The sequence below is a fragment of the Streptomyces sp. AN091965 genome (assembly GCF_022698285.1).
In the GTDB taxonomy this organism is placed as follows: Bacteria; Actinomycetota; Actinomycetes; order Streptomycetales; family Streptomycetaceae; genus Streptomyces.
In genome coordinates this window covers 1,938,770-1,954,869 of record NZ_JALDMY010000001.1, presented here as the reverse complement: position 1 = coordinate 1,954,869, position 16,100 = coordinate 1,938,770, and the positions used below count along the sequence as shown (strand labels likewise).

The 16,100-nt window shown below is 73.0% G+C and carries 17 protein-coding genes; 10 read left to right on the top strand and 7 right to left on the bottom strand.

The window, feature by feature from the left end:
- Window positions 1-82 precede the first annotated feature (82 nt).
- Window positions 83-1,252, top strand: coding sequence for a thiolase family protein (locus MQV74_RS07705; protein ID WP_242715283.1), 1,170 nt, complete (start codon window positions 83-85; stop codon window positions 1,250-1,252).
- 31 nt (window positions 1,253-1,283) lie between these two features.
- Here the strand turns inward: MQV74_RS07705 and MQV74_RS07700 are convergent, their stop codons facing one another.
- Window positions 1,284-1,988, bottom strand: coding sequence for a TVP38/TMEM64 family protein (locus tag MQV74_RS07700; protein WP_242715282.1), 705 nt, complete (start codon window positions 1,986-1,988; stop codon window positions 1,284-1,286).
- Between the two features lie 49 nt (window positions 1,989-2,037).
- On the opposite strand from MQV74_RS07700, the gene MQV74_RS07695 reads away from it, so the two are divergent.
- From MQV74_RS07695 to MQV74_RS07685, 3 genes are all read left to right on the top strand, one after another.
- Complete coding sequence (locus MQV74_RS07695) at window positions 2,038-2,742, top strand: DNA alkylation repair protein (protein ID WP_242715281.1); 705 nt, start codon at window positions 2,038-2,040, stop codon at window positions 2,740-2,742.
- 361 nt (window positions 2,743-3,103) lie between these two features.
- The gene (tuf, locus tag MQV74_RS07690; protein ID WP_242715280.1) at window positions 3,104-4,282 is read left to right on the top strand and encodes an elongation factor Tu; all 1,179 of its coding nucleotides are present in this window, start codon (window positions 3,104-3,106) and stop codon (window positions 4,280-4,282) included.
- A gap of 304 nt (window positions 4,283-4,586) precedes the next feature.
- The gene (locus MQV74_RS07685; RefSeq protein ID WP_242728533.1) at window positions 4,587-5,420 is read left to right on the top strand and encodes a spermidine synthase; all 834 of its coding nucleotides are present in this window, start codon (window positions 4,587-4,589) and stop codon (window positions 5,418-5,420) included.
- Window positions 5,421-5,536: 116 nt separating this feature from the next.
- On the opposite strand, the gene MQV74_RS07680 is transcribed toward MQV74_RS07685, so the two are convergent.
- The 3 genes from MQV74_RS07680 to MQV74_RS07670 form a co-directional block, all read right to left on the bottom strand.
- Entirely contained in the window at window positions 5,537-6,619 is a 1,083-nt protein-coding gene (locus MQV74_RS07680) for a hypothetical protein (protein ID WP_242715279.1), read from the bottom strand.
- Between the two features lie 187 nt (window positions 6,620-6,806).
- The gene (locus MQV74_RS07675) at window positions 6,807-7,844 is read right to left on the bottom strand and encodes a hypothetical protein (protein WP_242715278.1); all 1,038 of its coding nucleotides are present in this window, start codon (window positions 7,842-7,844) and stop codon (window positions 6,807-6,809) included.
- A 60-nt stretch (window positions 7,845-7,904) separates the two neighbouring features.
- Entirely contained in the window at window positions 7,905-8,891 is a 987-nt protein-coding gene (locus MQV74_RS07670) for a hypothetical protein (RefSeq protein ID WP_242715277.1), read from the bottom strand.
- An 82-nt stretch (window positions 8,892-8,973) separates the two neighbouring features.
- Between MQV74_RS07670 and MQV74_RS07665 the strand changes: the two genes are divergently transcribed.
- The 3 genes from MQV74_RS07665 (at window position 8,974) to MQV74_RS07655 (ending at window position 10,698) form a co-directional block, all read left to right on the top strand.
- The gene (locus MQV74_RS07665; protein ID WP_242715276.1) at window positions 8,974-9,432 is read left to right on the top strand and encodes a DUF4442 domain-containing protein; all 459 of its coding nucleotides are present in this window, start codon (window positions 8,974-8,976) and stop codon (window positions 9,430-9,432) included.
- Window positions 9,433-9,514: 82 nt separating this feature from the next.
- Window positions 9,515-9,958, top strand: a complete 444-nt coding sequence (locus tag MQV74_RS07660) for a DUF6234 family protein (protein WP_242715275.1) — start codon at window positions 9,515-9,517, stop codon at window positions 9,956-9,958.
- Between the two features lie 101 nt (window positions 9,959-10,059).
- Window positions 10,060-10,698 carry a DedA family protein gene (locus MQV74_RS07655; protein ID WP_138958409.1) on the top strand — a complete coding sequence of 213 codons (639 nt, stop codon included), beginning with the start codon at window positions 10,060-10,062 and terminating at the stop codon, window positions 10,696-10,698.
- 64 nt (window positions 10,699-10,762) lie between these two features.
- On the opposite strand, the gene MQV74_RS07650 is transcribed toward MQV74_RS07655, so the two are convergent.
- Window positions 10,763-11,299, bottom strand: a complete 537-nt coding sequence (locus tag MQV74_RS07650) for a gamma carbonic anhydrase family protein (protein ID WP_242715274.1) — start codon at window positions 11,297-11,299, stop codon at window positions 10,763-10,765.
- Window positions 11,300-11,434: 135 nt separating this feature from the next.
- Between MQV74_RS07650 and MQV74_RS07645 the strand changes: the two genes are divergently transcribed.
- On the top strand, window positions 11,435-12,220 hold the full coding sequence (locus tag MQV74_RS07645; RefSeq protein ID WP_242715273.1) for an acyltransferase: 786 nt from the start codon (window positions 11,435-11,437) through the stop codon (window positions 12,218-12,220).
- A 36-nt stretch (window positions 12,221-12,256) separates the two neighbouring features.
- Here MQV74_RS07645 and MQV74_RS07640 read toward each other — a convergent pair whose 3' ends face one another.
- On the bottom strand, window positions 12,257-13,123 hold the full coding sequence (locus tag MQV74_RS07640; RefSeq protein ID WP_242728532.1) for a DMT family transporter: 867 nt from the start codon (window positions 13,121-13,123) through the stop codon (window positions 12,257-12,259).
- A gap of 112 nt (window positions 13,124-13,235) precedes the next feature.
- Here MQV74_RS07640 and MQV74_RS07635 point away from each other — a divergent pair, with 112 nt between their 5' ends.
- Both MQV74_RS07635 and MQV74_RS07630 read left to right on the top strand, forming a co-directional pair.
- A complete protein-coding gene (locus MQV74_RS07635) occupies window positions 13,236-13,820 on the top strand; it encodes a helix-turn-helix domain-containing protein (RefSeq protein WP_030678512.1) in 585 nt (194 codons plus the stop codon).
- 62 nt (window positions 13,821-13,882) lie between these two features.
- The gene (locus MQV74_RS07630) at window positions 13,883-14,440 is read left to right on the top strand and encodes a YbaK/EbsC family protein (RefSeq protein WP_242715272.1); all 558 of its coding nucleotides are present in this window, start codon (window positions 13,883-13,885) and stop codon (window positions 14,438-14,440) included.
- A 97-nt stretch (window positions 14,441-14,537) separates the two neighbouring features.
- Here MQV74_RS07630 and MQV74_RS07625 read toward each other — a convergent pair whose 3' ends face one another.
- Window positions 14,538-15,716 carry a CaiB/BaiF CoA transferase family protein gene (locus MQV74_RS07625; RefSeq protein WP_242715271.1) on the bottom strand — a complete coding sequence of 393 codons (1,179 nt, stop codon included), beginning with the start codon at window positions 15,714-15,716 and terminating at the stop codon, window positions 14,538-14,540.
- Window positions 15,717-16,100: the final 384 nt, after the last annotated feature.

Sequence of the window (16,100 nt, the reverse complement as noted above, 5' to 3'; positions counted from 1 at the left end):
TGGAGTACGCAAGTGCGTCCAGTTTTCAAACTCGTTCCCAGGCCGCCGGGCACACGGCCCGGCCTGTCCGAGAGGCACCCTCATGCGCGACGCCGTCATCGTCGAAGCGGTACGCACCCCGGTCGGCAAGGGGAAGCCGGGCGGCTCCCTCCACCACGTCCACCCCGTCCAGCTCCTCGCGCACACCCTGCGCAGCCTGGTCGAGCGCAGCGGAGTCGACGCGGCGCGGATGGACGACGTGATCGGCGGCTGCGTCGACCAGGTCGCCGAGCAGGCCATGAACACCACGCGCTACGCCGTCCTGGCCGCGGGCTTCCCGGAGTCCGTGCCCGCCACCACCGTCGACCGCCAGTGCGGCTCGTCCCAGCAGGCCGTGCACTTCGCCGCGCAGGGCGTGATCGCGGGCGCGTACGACATGGCGATCGCCTGCGGCGTGGAGTCGATGAGCCGCGTACCGATGTGGTCGAACGTGCCCGCCGGTGCCGATCCCTTCGGCCCCGGCATCGCCGAGCGCTACCCCGAGGGGCTCGTCCCGCAGGGCGTCAGCGCCGAGCTCATCGCCGCCAAGTGGTCCATCAGCCGCGAGGAGATGGACGTCTTCGCCACCGGCTCGCACCGCAAGGCGGCCCGCGCCTGGGCGGGCGGCCTCTTCGACGCGGAGGTCGCGCCGCTCGACCACGTCACCCGCGACGAGTCCGTGCGCCCCACCACCACGCCCGAGGTGCTCGCCGGGCTCAAGCCCGCCTACGAGGACCCGGCGTTCGGCGCGCGCTTCCCGCAGATCGACTGGTCCGTCACCGCGGGGAACACCAGCCCCCTCAACGACGGGGCGTCCGCCGTGCTCATCACCACCAGTGAGAACGCCGCCCGGCTCGGCCTGCGCCCGCTCGCCCGGCTGCACAGCTTCGCCGTCGCGGGCTCCGACCCGCTCCTGATGCTCACCGGCATCCTGCCCGCGACCGAACAGGTGCTGCGCCGGGCCGGTCTGACGCTCGACGACATCGATCTGTTCGAGGTCAACGAGGCGTTCGCCAGCGTCGTCCTGGCCTGGCTGCGGGAGACCGGCGTCGACGAGCGGAAGGTGAACGCGCACGGCGGCGCGATCGCCCTCGGTCACCCGCTGGGGGCGAGCGGGACGCGGATCATGACCACCCTCGTCCACGCCATGCGGGTCCGTGGGGCGCGCTACGCCCTGCAGACGATGTGCGAGGCCGGGGGACTCGCCAACGCGACCATTCTCGAAGCCGTGTGAGGTTCGAGGGGCGTGCCCTCGCCGAGGCCGTTCAGTTCCCGCGCAGCCGGTGGCGCTTGCGCCAGGCCACCGCCGCCGCCCCGAGGCCCGACACCGCGATGAAGCCCATCGCAAGGAGGAACGCGGGGGAGGTCGGGGTGTCGGCCCGGGCGCCCGCTATCACGTACGCCGCCGTGTTCGGAACCGAGCCGATGGCCGTGGCGAGGAGGAAGGGGAGCCAGCCCATCCGGGAGACGGCCGCGCAGTAGTTGGCCGCCGCGAAGGGCACGCCCGGGAAGAGGCGCACCGCGAGCATCGAGCGGAAGGCGTGGCGGCTGAGCTGGCCGTCGGCCGCCTTCAGCCAGCGGCCGCGCAGCAGTGGACGCAGCGCGTCCTGGCCGAGGATCCGGCCGAGCCCGAAGGAGGCACCGGCCCCGAGGACCGTGCCCGCGACCGCCGCGGCGAGCCCCGCCTGCGAGCCGAACAACGCGCCCGCCGCGAGGTTGAGCAGCGGCCGCGGCACGAACGCGACCGTGCACGTGCCGTACGCCACCGCGAACACGCACACCGCGGCGGCCCCCGTGAGCTGCGGCGGCCAGCCGTCGGCGAGCAGCCGCTGCGGCTCGAAGAGCAGCACGCACGTGCCGGCCGCGGCGAGCAGCAGCACGAGCAGGGACAGCCGCGACCACGGCGAGAGGAGCACCCGGGTGCAGCGCACGGCGAGGCCCTGCGGGGGAGCGGCAGCGGTGTCGAGCATCCGGGGAGACTAACCGACGGATGCGTCTGATCGCCGTATGGTGCGTCTCATGAGCGTCACAGTGCCGCGCAGTTCCCTGGCCGACACGGTCATGGACCGGCTCACCACGATCTACGCGGAGGCGGCAGAGCCGGCCCGGGCCGCGGAGATGCGCGCGTACATGAAGGACGTCGCGCCCTTCCTCGGTCTCGCCTCCGGGGTGCGCCGGGACCTCGCGCGGGCCGTCCTCGCGGGCACCCCGCGCCCCGAAGAGGCCGACTGCGCGGCGCTCGCGCTGCGGTGCTGGCGGCTGCCCGAGCGCGAGTACCACTACTTCGCGGTCGACTACCTGCGGCGGCACGTGAAGCGCTGCTCGTCCGGCTTCCTGCCGGTGGCCCGGCACCTGGTGACGACCGTCCCCTGGTGGGACACCGTCGACCTGCTGGCCGCGCACGTCGTCGGCGGCCTCGTCGCCGCCGACCGGGAGCTCGCGGCCGACATGGACGCGTGGAGCGCGGACGACGACCTCTGGGCGGTCCGCACCGCCCTGCTCCACCAGCTGCGCCACAAGGAGCGGACGGACTCCGACCGCCTCTTCGCGTACTGCGCGCGGCAGGCCGGGCACCCCGACTTCTTCGTCCGCAAGGCCATCGGCTGGAGCCTGCGCGAGTACGCGAAGACCGATCCGGACGCGGTACGGGCCTTCGTCGAGCGCCACCGCGCCGCGCTGTCGCCGCTCTCCGTGCGCGAGGCCCTGAAGAACATCGGCGGCTGACGGGGCCTCAGGGTCCCGGGGAGCACGAGGGGCACAGGAAGCACGAGGGGCACAGGGGGCACGAGGGGCACGAGGAGTACAACTGCCGTACGTGACCGGTGCGTCGCAGAAAATCATTCGACGCGCGGCGACGGGTCAGCCATGATCGTCGACATGTTTCGGCACGCCTTCCCCACAGCTCCGGCCGCGGTCGCGGTCGCTGCGAAGGCTGCCGCTTTTCCTCTCGACGGCGCCCGAAGCTGACTCTCCCCGGACATTCCGGCGGACCCCTCAGGGGGAGGGTCGGCCAGGCCCCAGGGGTCCCCGTCCGACGGCCGCGCGCCGCGGGCCTCACCTTTCGAGTTCCGGAGAAGGAACCACCATGTCCAAGACCGCTTACGTCCGGACGAAGCCGCATCTGAACATCGGCACGATGGGCCACGTCGACCACGGCAAGACCACCCTGACCGCCGCCATCACCAAGGTCCTCAGCGAGCGCGGCACCGGCACGTTCGTACCCTTCGACCGCATCGACCGCGCGCCCGAGGAGGCGCAGCGCGGCATCACCATCAACATCGCGCACGTCGAGTACGAGACCGACACGCGGCACTACGCGCACGTGGACATGCCCGGTCACGCCGACTACGTCAAGAACATGGTCACGGGCGCGGCCCAGCTCGACGGCGCCATCCTCGTGGTGTCGGCGCTCGACGGGATCATGCCGCAGACCGCCGAGCACGTCCTCCTCGCCCGCCAGGTCGGCGTCGACCACATCGTCGTGGCGCTGAACAAGGCCGACGCCGGTGACGAGGAGCTCGCCGACCTCGTGGAGCTGGAGGTGCGCGACCTGCTGTCCACGCACGGGTACGGGGGCGACTCCGCGCCCGTGGTCCGGGTGTCGGGCCTGAAGGCGCTGGAGGGCGACCCCCGCTGGACCGCGGCGATCGAGGCGCTGCTCGACGCCGTGGACACGTACGTGCCGATGCCGGAGCGCTATGTCGACGCGCCGTTCCTGCTGCCGGTGGAGAACGTCCTGACGATCACCGGCCGCGGCACGGTCGTCACGGGCGCCGTCGAGCGCGGCACGGTCCGCGTCGGCGACCGCGTCGACGTCCTCGGCGGCCTCGGCGCGGACACGGAGACGGTCGTCACCGGCCTGGAGACGTTCGGCAAGCCCATGGAGTCCGCGCAGGCCGGGGACAACGTGGCGCTGCTGCTGCGCGGCGTGCCACGCGACGCCGTCCGCCGCGGGCACGTGGTCGCCGCCCCCGGCAGCGTCCGGCCGAGCCGCCGTTTCACCGCGCGGGTGTACGTCCTCTCGGCCCGCGAGGGCGGTCGTACGACACCGGTGACCACCGGCTACCGGCCGCAGTTCTACATCCGCACCGCGGACGTGGTCGGCGACATCGACCTCGGCGAGGCCGCCGTGGCCCGCCCCGGCGACACGGTCACCCTGACCGTGGAGCTCGGGCGCGACGTCCCGCTGGAGCCGGGGCTCGGCTTCGCGATCCGCGAGGGCGGGCGGACGGTGGGGGCCGGCACGGTGACGGCTGTCGCCTGAGGTTCCGGTGAGGGGGGCTCGGTCCGGGGAGGCCGGGTCCCCCCTCTTTTTTGGTTGGGGGGCTGCTTCTGGTCGGTGGGTTCCCTTTTGGTCGGTGGCCTGCTTTTGGTTGGTGGGTTCGCTTCTGGTCGCTTCCGGGTGGTGGGTCCGTGTTCGGCGGGGGTCGTGGTGGGGCGGGGGCGGGCACAATGGGGCGGTGGACCAGCCTGCCGATGCCCCCGACCCCACGCCGATAGCCGACGCCGAGCGGCCTTCCGGGCGCGAGCCGGAGCCCGAGTACGAGACCGGCGCTCCGGACGAGCCCGTGCCCGTCACCCGCGTCGTCGACCACGGCACCGCCAAGCTGCTGCCCGACGTGGACCGGGACCGTGCCTGGCTCCTGACCGTCGACGGCGCCCCGCAGTCGTACGTCGACCTGGACGCGCCCACGCATCTGGAGTTCGAGTACGCGCGCAGGCTCGCCCACGTCCTGGACACCCTCGCCGCGCCGGGCCTTCCGCTGGACGCCGTGCACCTCGGCGGGGGCGCCCTCACCCTGCCCCGCTACCTCGCCGCGACCCGGCCCGGTTCCCGGCAGGACGTCGTCGAAGCCGACCTCGCGCTGCTGCGGCTCGTCGTCGAGAAGCTGCCCCTGCCCGAGGAGCCGGGGATCCGTCTGCACGGCACGGACGCCCGGGCCTGGCTGGAGGCCGCGCCCGCCGACAGCGCGGACGTGGTCGTGGGCGACGTCTTCGGCGGCTCGCGCGTGCCCGCGCACCTCACGTCGGACGCGTACGCCCGTGCCGTCGACCGGGTCCTGCGCGCCGACGGCGTCTACGCGGCCAACCTCGCCGACGGCGCGCCGTTCGACTTCCTGCGCTCCCAGCTGGCCACGTTCGCCGAGTGCTTCGCGGAGCTGGCCCTCATCGCCGAGCCCGCGCTGCTGCGGGGGCGTCGCTTCGGCAACGCCGTGCTGGTCGCCTCGCACGGGCCGCTCGACGTCGAGGCGCTGGTACGGCGGGCCCGGGCCGACGTGTTTCCTGCGCGGGTCGTGTACGGGGGTGAGCTGCGGCGGTTCGTGGGGCCTGCGCGTGGGGTGCGGGACGGGGATGCCGTGGCTTCGCCGGAGCCGCCGGGTGGCGCCTTCAGCGTGGGCTGACCCTCCCCGCCGGGGCCCGCTGCCGCGGAGGGTTTCCGCCCACCCGCCCACCCGTTCCTGCCCCGGCGATGAGGACCTGCCCCGACCTGGCGGCCGCGGGTGGGTGGGGGGAAAGGTCAGGACTCGTTGGACTCGCCGTGGAGGCGCACCGTGGCGAGGATCTTCTTCACCAGCGTGTCGGGAACCTCCCCCTTCACGCCCTTCGCCCCGTGCAGCGTCCACGCGACGTAGTCGCCCGCACCGTTCTTGAAGGCGAACGTCGTGGCCTTGCCGTTGGAGTCGCACTTGCCCGAGCCGGGGTCGCCGACCGAGGCCGTGGTGACGACGCTGCCCTCGATGCCCGACTTGGTGGTGTACGACTCCACCTTGCCGATCTTGACGTTCTTCTTGTCGGCCTTCTTCTGGCCGGTGTAGCCGCCGAAGACCCACCACGCGGAGTCGTTGCGGGCGACCTCCTTGGTGCTCTTGGCGCCGTTCTGGCCCTTGGTGCCGACGCTGGCGAGCGAGGAGTCGTTCATCCGCCCGTCCTTGTCCTCGTCGGAGGAGCACCACTTCTCTTTGTAGATGGCCGGGGCGGACATGATGATCAGGGGCTTGGAGCCGTCGCCCTTGTTGTGGTCCTCGAAACCGACGTACGTGTCGGGGGTCTTGACCGTCCAGTCCGGCGGCACGTCGAAGGCGGTGCCCCACTTGGGGTTCACCACGACCTGCCAGCCGGGGACCGTCGGCTTGGGGTCGTTGCCCGTGCCGCGCGGGTTGTCGTCGTCCGACGGCTTGGGGCTCGGCTTCTTGGTGGCCGACTTGGACGGCTTGGTGGCGGCCTCGTCGGACTTGTCGTCGTCACCACCGCTGAAGACCAGGAAGCCGGTCACGCCCGCGGCCACGACGACGGCCGCCACGGCGACGAGGGCCGTGACCTTCGTCCGGTTGCCGCCGCCGTTGCCCCCGCCGCCTCCCCCGTCCGGGCCGCCGGGCTGCGCCGTCCCCATCGGGAACGTCGGCGCGCCCCACTGGGGCTGCCCGCCCGTGGACTGGCCCGCCACGGGCTGGCCCCCGGTCGGCTGCTGGTACGGGTTCGGCTGCTGGTAGCCGGGCTGCTGATACGGGTTCGGCTGCTGGTACCCGGGCTGCTGATACGGGTTGGGACCCGGACTCTGCGGGTTCTGCTCGCCCCCGGGCGGCTGCTGTTCTGGCCACATGGCCAGTAACCATAGATGGGCTCGGGCCCCAGGTGCCACGCCCGGTCAGCGGCCGGACGGGCACCGGCCATGACCTCGTACGAAGCCGTGACGAACCGGTGAAGAAGTGGTGGACGAGGTGGTGGGAATGGTGTGGTGTGAGGGTGGTTCGTCCGCTAAGGCCCGGCATGCGGGAAGGTGGCGCGGTTCACGACTCCGTCGCGTCGCCGTGGAGACGTACCGTGCTGAGGATCTTCATGATTGTCTCGTCCGGGATCTCCTCCTTGACGTCCTTCGCGCCGTAGAGGCTCCACGCCACGAAGTCGCCCTCGGCGTTCTTGAAGCCGAACGTGATCGCCTTGCCTTCCGAGGCGCACTTGCCCTTCTGGGGCGTGTGCTGCGAGCGGGACCACGCGATGCTGCCCTTGATGCCCGCCTTGGTGGTGTACGGCTTGGCCTTCTCGTCGAAGTGCAGGCTCTTCTTGTCCGGCTGTGTGTAGCCGCCGAACACCCACCAGGCGACCTGGTTCACCGCGACCTCGTCGGTGTTCTTCGCGCCGTTGGCCCCCTTGGTGCCGACCGCGCCGAGCTCCTTGTCCTCGGTGCGGCCGTCCCTGTCCTCGTCGGAGGTGCACCACTTCGACTTGAAGTACGCGGGCCCCGACATGGTCATCAGCGGCTTGCCGGTCTTGACGTCCTCGAACGCGACGATCGCGTCCGGCTTCCTGACGTCCCAGTCGGGCGGCACGTCGAAGGCGGTGCCCCATCGGGGGTTCACCACAACCTGCCAGCCCGGGACGGTCGGCTTGGGGCCGTCCGCGGTGCCGCGCTCGTTGTCGTCGCCGTCGGCCGTGCCGGAGCCGGGCTTCGCGGCTGCGGACGGCTTGCCCTCGGCCTGCGGGGACTTGCCGCCCTTGCCGTCGTCGTCCTTGCCGTCGAGGAGCAGGAAGCCGGTCACGCCCGCGGCCACGACGACGGCCGCCGCCGCGACGATGGCGATGACCTTGGTCCTGTTCCCGCCACCGCCGCTGCCGCCGTCACCCGTCGGTGCCTGGGGCACGCCCGCGGGGGCCGTCGGCGCGCTCCACTGGCCGGGCTGCCCGGCCGGGCCGGTCTGCTGGTACGGCGACGGCTGCTGATAGCCCGGCTGCTGATAGGGGTTGGGCTGCTGGTATCCCGGCTGCTGGTACGGATTCTGCTGCTGCGGGTTCTGCTCGCCCCCGGGCGGCTGCTGTCCTGGCCACATGGCCGGTAACGATACGTGTGGCTGGTTGATGTGCTCACAACCACCCCGGGGCGGCCGACCTCAGCCCTTCTCGGGCGACCGGTATTCGCGCACCGTGCGCAGGATCGCGCGTACCGTCCGGTCCGGGATCTCCTCCTTGGCGCCCTTCACGCCGTGGAAGGACCAGGAGAGGAACTCGCCGTCGGCGTTCTTGAAGCCGAACGTGGTGGCCTTGCCGTCCGTGTCGCACGCGCCCTTCTTCGGCACGCCGGAGGAAGTGGCCGTCACCAGACTGCCCTTGAGGCCCGACGCGGTGGTGTAGGGCTCCGCCGGGCCTGTGGTCACCTTCTTCTTGTCCGGCTGGGCGTACCCGCCGTAGACCCAGGCCGTCGCGTTGCTCCGGGCGATCTCCGCCGTGCTGCTCGCGGTCTTGTTGCGCTTGGTGCCCGCGAGGCCGAGGGGCGTGTAGTCCTTCCTGCCGTCCTTGTCGTCGTCCGACGCGCACCAGCGCTCCTTGAGGACGGCGGGGGCGAGCATGGCGACGAGGGGAGTGTCCGAGGGGTCGTCGTTCTCCGCGACCCAGGTGGCGTAGTCCGCCGACTTCAGGTCCCACTGCGGCGGGACGTCGAAGGCCAGACCGTCCCTGGGGTTCACGACGGTCTTCCAGCCCGGCACCGTCGGCTCGGGGCCGTCGTCCGTCCCCCTGCGGTCGGAGTCCTCGGGCTGCGCGGGGCGGGGCGCTTTGGCCGTCGAGCGGGTCGGTCCGGGTGTCGCCGCGTCGTCCTCGTCGCCGCCGAGGACCACGAGGGCGGTGGCGGCGGCCGCCACCACGACCACCGCCGCGACGGCGACGGCGATCACCTTGGTCCTGCGGCCGCCCCCGCCCGGCGGGACGGGCGCCGCGGACACCGTCGGCGCGTTCCACGGCTCCTGTGGCGAGGGCGCCGGGGCGTGCTGCTGGTAGGGGTTGGGCTGCTGGTATCCCGGCTGCTGGTACGGGTTCGCGTCCTGCCCCGGGCCGGGGCCCGGCTGTCGGGGTCCATCGGGTTGATCTTGTCCTGGCCACATGGGCGTCCACGATAGGCCCGGTGGGAACGGCTGTTCGCGCAAGCCTGGCCAAGCACTGCTACTCGTGGGTAACATCCCGGTCATGAGCGCAGACCAGATGTCGATCGGCGAGATGCTCGCCGCCACCGTGCCCATGGCCCGGACCCTCAACCTGGAGTTCCTGGAGACGACCCCCGAGCGGGCCGTGGTCGAGCTGCCGGACCAGGCGGAGTACCACAACCACGTGGGCGGGCCGCACGCCGGCGCGATGTTCACCCTGGGGGAGTCCGCGAGCGGGGCCATCGTGCTGGCCGCGTTCGGGGACCAGCTCTCGCGGGCCGTGCCGCTCGCGGTGTCCGCGGACATCGCGTACAAGAAGCTCGCGATGGGCAAGGTCAAGGCCACCGCGACGCTGGGGCGCCCGGTCGCCGACGTGGTCGCCGAGCTCGATGCCGGGCAGCGCCCCGAGTTCCCGGTGGCCATCGCCCTCACCCGCGAGGACGGTGCCGTGACCGGCGAGATGTCCGTGACCTGGACCCTGCGGCCCAACGAGCCGAAGTAGGGGGCGACTTCCGCGGCCGGGCGGGCGCGTCTGAGTAGGCGTACTCAGGCGGGCCCGGCCGCGGGTCGCGAGGATCGGTGGCATGGACCTGCCGATCGCGCCGCCCGCCCACGACGCCTCCGTCCGCACCCGGGCCGACACCGGGCCCGACGTCGGCGCGGCCGTCGGGCTCCTCGTGGCCGACGTGCTCGTCCTCGCCGGGATCCTGGCGGCCTGGATCGCGAGCGGCCTCACCTTCGACCCGGCGGCCCGCGCCGAGTTCGACCGTCTCGACGGCTATCTCGTCGCTTCCGCCTGCGTGGGCGGCCTCGCGCTGCTCGCCACCGGCGTGGCGGTCCGGGTCCGGGCCCCGGTGACCGCGTGGAGCCAGGGGTTCATGGCCGTGCTGATCGCCGTGGCGGTCCTCGCCGGGTTCTCGTACCAGCGGCACGAGGACGAGGTGCGGCGGCCCGCGCCCGCGTGGACGGGGCAGGCCGGCTGCCGCAGCGGCGGGGACAGCCACGAGTGCGCGTCCACGGGCGGCTGAGGCAGCGCGCGGCTGGTGGGGCGTGAGCGGGTAGGCTGCCCCGGCGTGCGCGGTCGTCGCGCGCGCCGGGGGAGTATGTCCGCGCACGGAAGGAACCGGGGTTGCACGTCCAGGAGTGGCTGGAGAACGTACCCGCCGTCAGCGTCTACGCGCTCGTCGGCCTCGTCATCGGCCTGGAGTCACTGGGCATTCCGCTGCCAGGTGAGATCGTCCTCGTCTCCGCGGCGCTCCTGTCGTCGCAGCACGGCGACGTGAACCCGGTGGTGCTCGGCGCCTGCGCCACCGCCGGGGCCGTGATCGGCGACTCCATCGGCTACGCCATCGGCCGCAAGGGCGGCAGACCGCTCCTGGGCTGGCTGGAGCGGAAGTTCCCCAAGCACTTCAGCGCGGCGAACGTCGGCAGTGCCGAGCGCTCCTTCCAGAAGTGGGGCATGTGGGCGGTCTTCTTCGGCCGCTTCGTCGCGCTCCTGCGCATCTTCGCGGGCCCCCTCGCGGGCGTCCTGCGCATGCCGTACTGGAAGTTCTTCACCGCCAACGTGCTCGGCGGCATCGTCTGGGCGGGCGGCACCACCGCCGTCATCTACTACATCGGCGTGGTCGCCGAGGACTGGCTGAAGCGGTTCTCGTACGTCGGTCTCGGCATCGCGGTGCTCATCGGGATCGGCTCGATGCTGCTGGTCAAGCGGCGGGCGAAGAAGGCCGCCGAGGAGCACGCGGCGAGCGAGGCCGCGGCCGCGTAGGAGTCGTGTGCGAGAGGCCGGGGGCGGGTCCGCCCCCGGCCTCTCGCGTGCGCGGCGGAAGCGCTCAGTCCTCCTGGGCGTGCGCGGCGCGGTGGGCCTTGGCGAGCTCCACGTACATCGCGCCGTTGAGCGAGATGCCCGCGCGCTCCTCCTCGGTGAGCGGCCGCTTCACCTTGGCGGGGACGCCCGCCACGAGCGAACCGGGCGGCACCCGCATGCCCTGCGGCACGAGGGCCTGCGCGGCGACGAGCGAACCGGCGCCGATCACGGCGCCGTTGAGGACGGTCGCGCCCATGCCGATGAGGCAGTCGTCCTCGACGGTGCAGCCGTGCACGACGGCGTTGTGGCCGACCGAGACCCGCTCCCCGATGGTCACCGGGAAGCCGGGGTCCACGTGCAGGCTGCAGTTGTCCTGGATGTTGCTGTCGGCGCCGATCTCGATGGGCCCGCAGTCGGCGCGCAGGACCGCGCCGTACCAGGTGCTCGCGCCCGCGTGCAGCGTCACCTCGCCGATCACCACGGACGTGGGCGCGGTGAACGCCTCCGGGTCGATCCGGGGGGCCTTGCCGCCGATGCCCATGACGAGTGCCTGGTGACTCATCGTTCTCTCCTTGGATCGTTGCGTCCGTCGCGCCTGAGCGAACCGTACGGGACCCCGTTCCGGCCCGGCGGTGTGGGGTGAAGATCACAGGCTGGGGGAGTGCTCGCCGCGCGCGGGGCTGAGTAACGTGAGCGCGTGCCCAGGAACAAGAACGTGTTCTCATCCCTCGCCGCGTGGCGGCGCGGCGTCGCGCAGCGCGCCGTCCACGCGGGCTGGGCCTGGGTGCAGCGCACCGGCGCGGTCACCGCGCGGCAGCCGGGGCGCCTGGAGTTCGGCGCGATCGGCGAGGGCACGAAGCTCGCCTTCCCGCAGGGCACGGTCTTCGGTGCCCCCTGGATCCGGCTCGGCGCGCACTGCATCGTGGGCGAACAGGTCACGCTGACCGCCGGGTTGATGCCCGACCTCGACCTCGGCCCCGACCCGATCCTGCGCGTCGGCGACGGCGTGGTCCTCGGCCGCGGCAGCCACGTGATCGCCGACACGTCGGTGACGATCGGCGACGACTGCTACTTCGGGCCGTACGTGTACGTCACCTCGACCAACCACAGCTACGACGATCCGCACACGCCGATCGGCAAGCAGTGGCCGCGCATGGAGCCGGTGACGATCGGCTCCGGCTGCTGGATCGGCACGGGTGCGGTGATCCTGCCCGGCGCCAGGCTCGGCCGCAACGTGGTGGTCGCGGCGGGCGCCGTGGTGCGCGGCGAGGTGCCCGACCACGCCGTGGTGGCGGGCGCGCCCGCGCGGGTCGTACGGACGTGGTGCGCGGAGCAGGGGTGGCAGCCGCCGCTGCGAACACCCGCGCCGGTGCCGATCCCGGAGGGCGTCACGCCGGAGCAGCTGCTCGCGCTCGGTGATCTGGAGGACCTCGGCCGCCTCGGTGAGCTGACCGACGTGGCGGACGCCGAGGGCAAGGCCTAGCTCGCCCCGCCGGGGCAGGCGCCGTCCCGTGCCGCCTCACCCCGTCGCCAGCAGCACCGTCCCCACCAGGGCGAGGCCCGCGCCCGCCGCCTGGACCCCGCGCAGGCGCTCCTTGAGGACGCCGCGCGCGGCGAGCGCGGTGACCACCGGGTAGAGGGAGGCGAGGACGGCGGCGACGGTGACGGGCCCGCTGCGAGCCGCCATCGCGTACGTGCCGTTGGCGGCGACGTCCGCGAGGCCCACGAAGGCGAGCGCGGGAAGCGCGGCCCATATGACGCTCATGCCGGTGCCCTCCGGCAGGGCCGCGCCGCCGCGCCGCACGCTGACGTACAGGGCCGTCCCGCCCGCCAGGACGTTGGTGACGCGCTGGACGAACAGGGCGAGGAACAGGCCCGTGACGCTGGTCGACGCCTCCGCGATCAGGGCCATCACGGTGCCGAAGCCGAAGGCCGCGATCAGGGTGAGCAGGACCGCCCTGCGCTGCACAGGGGCGCCGCGCAGCTCGGGCCCGCCCGCGAGGACGATGCCGACGACGGCCACGGCGATGCCCGCGAACTGCGCGAGGCCCGGCCGCTCGCCGAGGAACAGGCCGACGCCCACCGGCACCACGACGCCGAGGGAGCCGAGCGGCGAGACCACGCCCATCGGGCCGAGTGCGAGAGCCTTGTAGAAGGCGAGCATCGCGACCGGCCCCACCAGGCCCGCGCCGACGGCGAACCACAGCTGCGGGCCCCATGCGGTCCACCCGCCGGTGGCGACCACCACGACCCCGAGGACGGCCACCGCGACGCACTGGGAGGCCACGACCACCGTCAGCGCGGGGATGCGCCGGGTCAGCAGGCCGCCGCCGAAGTCGGCGAGGCCCCACATCAGGCTCGTGGCCAGGGCGAACAGCGCTGTCAGTCCTGGCATCGGGAACCTCGCAGTACAGTGTGGTGAACCATCAGGAGCCTTCGGGTGCACCACACCGTAGTTCAGTACAGTGAACCCTGTCATCCAAAATATTGGACGGAATGTGTCGGATCTCGACCAGCTCACGCAGTCGCTCGCGCGGAACCTGAAGCGCTGGCGCGGCGAGAGGGGCTTCACGCTCGACGCCCTCGCGGCCCGCTCCGGGGTCAGCCGCGGCATGATCATCCAGATCGAGCAGGCCCGCACCAACCCCAGCGTCGGCATCACCGTGAAGCTCGCCGACGCCCTCGGCATCAGCATCACCACGCTGCTCGACTACGAGCAGGGGCCGCACGTGCGCGTCGTACCACCCGAGCAGATGGTGCGGATGTGGTCCACCGACGAGGGTTCCAGCACCACGCTGCTCGTCGGCGCCGAGGCGCGCGGCCCCTTCGAGCTGTGGTCGTGGCACCTGATGCCCGGCGACGGCAGCGACTCCGACGCGCATCCGCCGGGCACCATCGAGCTGCTGCACGTACGGGCCGGTGAGCTGACCCTCGTCGTGGACGGCGCGGAGCACCTCGTGCCCGCCGGGTCCTCGGCGACCTTCGAGGCCAACGTCCCGCACGGTTACCACAACAAGGGCGCCGAGCCGGTGGAGATGACCATGTCGGTGGCCGTGCCGCCCGCGCACGCCGGGTCGTACTGACGGCCCTCCCGGGGGCGGCACGGGGCCGGGGGCGCGCACAACCGCCCTGTTACGGTGCGGACATGCGTGCTCCTCTCGGAAACTTCGACATCGTCCGCCCCGCCCCGCAGGCCCTCGACCTGCTCGTCGCCCCCGTGGCCGACGCCGTGCGCGCCTGGAGCGGGCCCGTGCCCGCCGACGAGTTGATCCACGTCGACACCGAGCCTCAGTGGGCGGACACCGCCGCGTTCGTGGAGCACTACGGCCCCGAGCTGCTCCAGGAGTCCGCGAACTGCGTGGTCGTCGCAGGGAAGCGCGGCGGCGAGACCACGCTCGCCGCGTGTGTCGTCCTCTCCGGCACCCGCGTCGACGTGAACGGCGCCGTGCGCCGCCAACTGGGCGCCCGCAAGGCCTCGTTCGCCCCGATGGACACCGCCGTCGGCGAGACCGGCATGGAGTACGGCGGCATCACGCCGATCGGTCTGCCCGCCCACTGGCCGCTGCTCGTGGACGCCGCCGTCGCCGCGCGGCCGCACGTCCTGATCGGCAGCGGCAGCCGCCGCGGCAAGCTCATCGTGCCCGGCAAGGCGCTCGCGGGCCTGCCGAACGCCGTGCTCATCGAGGGCCTCGGCGTGGCCTGAGCGTCACTCCGGGCCGCCCCGCGCCGGAACTGGCGCGCCGGGCCGTCGGGTCGTCCGCGGGTCCCCTCCGGCTGGTCGTGCAGTTCTCCGCGCCCCTTCAGGGCGCTGCCGAGCCGCCCTCGGGGCCGCGGCCGAGCTCGGCCAGGATCTTCTCCGTGTGTTCGCCCGCCGCGGGCACCGGGCCCATGCGGGGGCGCACCCCCGAGAGCCCGGCGGGCGGCAGGAGGGCGTGCATCGGGGGCGCGCCGCCGGGAAGGCCCACCTCCCGCCAGCGCCCGCGCTCGGTCAGGACGGGGTGCTCCAGGAACTCGGCGACCGAATTGACGCCCGCGTGGGCGATGTTCGCGGCGTCGAGCAGGGCCGCCGCCTCCTCGCCGTCCAGCTCGGCGCAGCGCGCCGCGACGATCCCGTCGAGCTCCTCGCGGTGCGCGACCCGGGCCGGGCCCGTGGCGAAGCGCGGCTCGTCGGCCAGCTCGGGGCGGCCGAGGAACACCCGGCACAGCGCCACCCACTCCGGCTCGTTCTGCACGGAGAACAGGACCTCGTCGCCGTCGCGCGCGGTGAACACGCCGTACGGCGCGACCGTCGCGTGCCGGGCCCCGACGCGCGGCGGCTGGGTGCCGCCGTAGCGGGTGTAGTACGCAGGCTGGCTCATCCACTCGGCGAGTGCGTCGAACAGGGACACCTCGACCGCCGGCGCCCGGCCGGTCGTCGCCCGCGTGTACAGCGCCGACAGGATGCCGCTGTACGCGTACATCCCGGCCGCGATGTCGGCCACCGAGATGCCGACGCGCACGGCCTCCTCCGGGGTGCCGGTGAGCGAGAGCAGCCCCGTCTGGCACTGCACGAGCAGGTCGTATGCCTTGCGGTGGGCCCAGGGCCCGGACGTGCCGTAGCCGCTGACCGCGCAGGTGACGAGGGACGGGTGGCGGGCCTGGAGCACCTCGGCCGAGAGGCCGAGCCGGGCGGCCGCGCCCGGCGCGAGGTTCTGCACGAACACGTCGGCCCGCGCGAGGAGTGCGCGCAGCACCTCCTGCCCGTGCGCGGACTTCACGTCCAGGGTGATCGACTCCTTGGAGCGGTTCAGCCAGACGAAATGGCTGGACTGGCCGTGCACGGTGGTGTCGTAGCGGCGGGCGAAGTCACCGCCGCCCGGCCGCTCCACCTTGATCACGCGCGCGCCGAGGTCGGCGAGCTGGCGGGTGGCGAACGGCGCGGCCACGGCTTGTTCGAGGCTGATCACGGTGATGCCGGTCAGGGGCAGGGGGTGCGGCATGGCGGGGCTCCATCTTCCCTCGGGCGTCCGGAACTCTTTGTACGGGACAGCGACCCGCCGCGGTACGGGGCGAGGGGCCCGGGGGCCGGGGCGCGCGGCGGCGGGCGCCGTTCACCTGATGCTCACGAGGGTCGGCCCGATCCGCCGCGCGGACCTCGTGCGCAGTTCAGCCGGGGCGGTCACCGTGCTGAGTGGGTGCCCTGCCTGTTCCCCTCCGCCGCAGTTCAACGAAGCGTTTGCCCCGGACCAGCTCGAAGCGTTCCCACCGGACCGTCGCCCTTGAGGCCCTCCCCTTGAAGCCCCGCCTTGAGGCCTCGCGTCCTCAGGCCCGTCGTCCCCGGCCGTCCCGTCGAGATCGCCCCGTCGAACGGAGAACGTACTGTC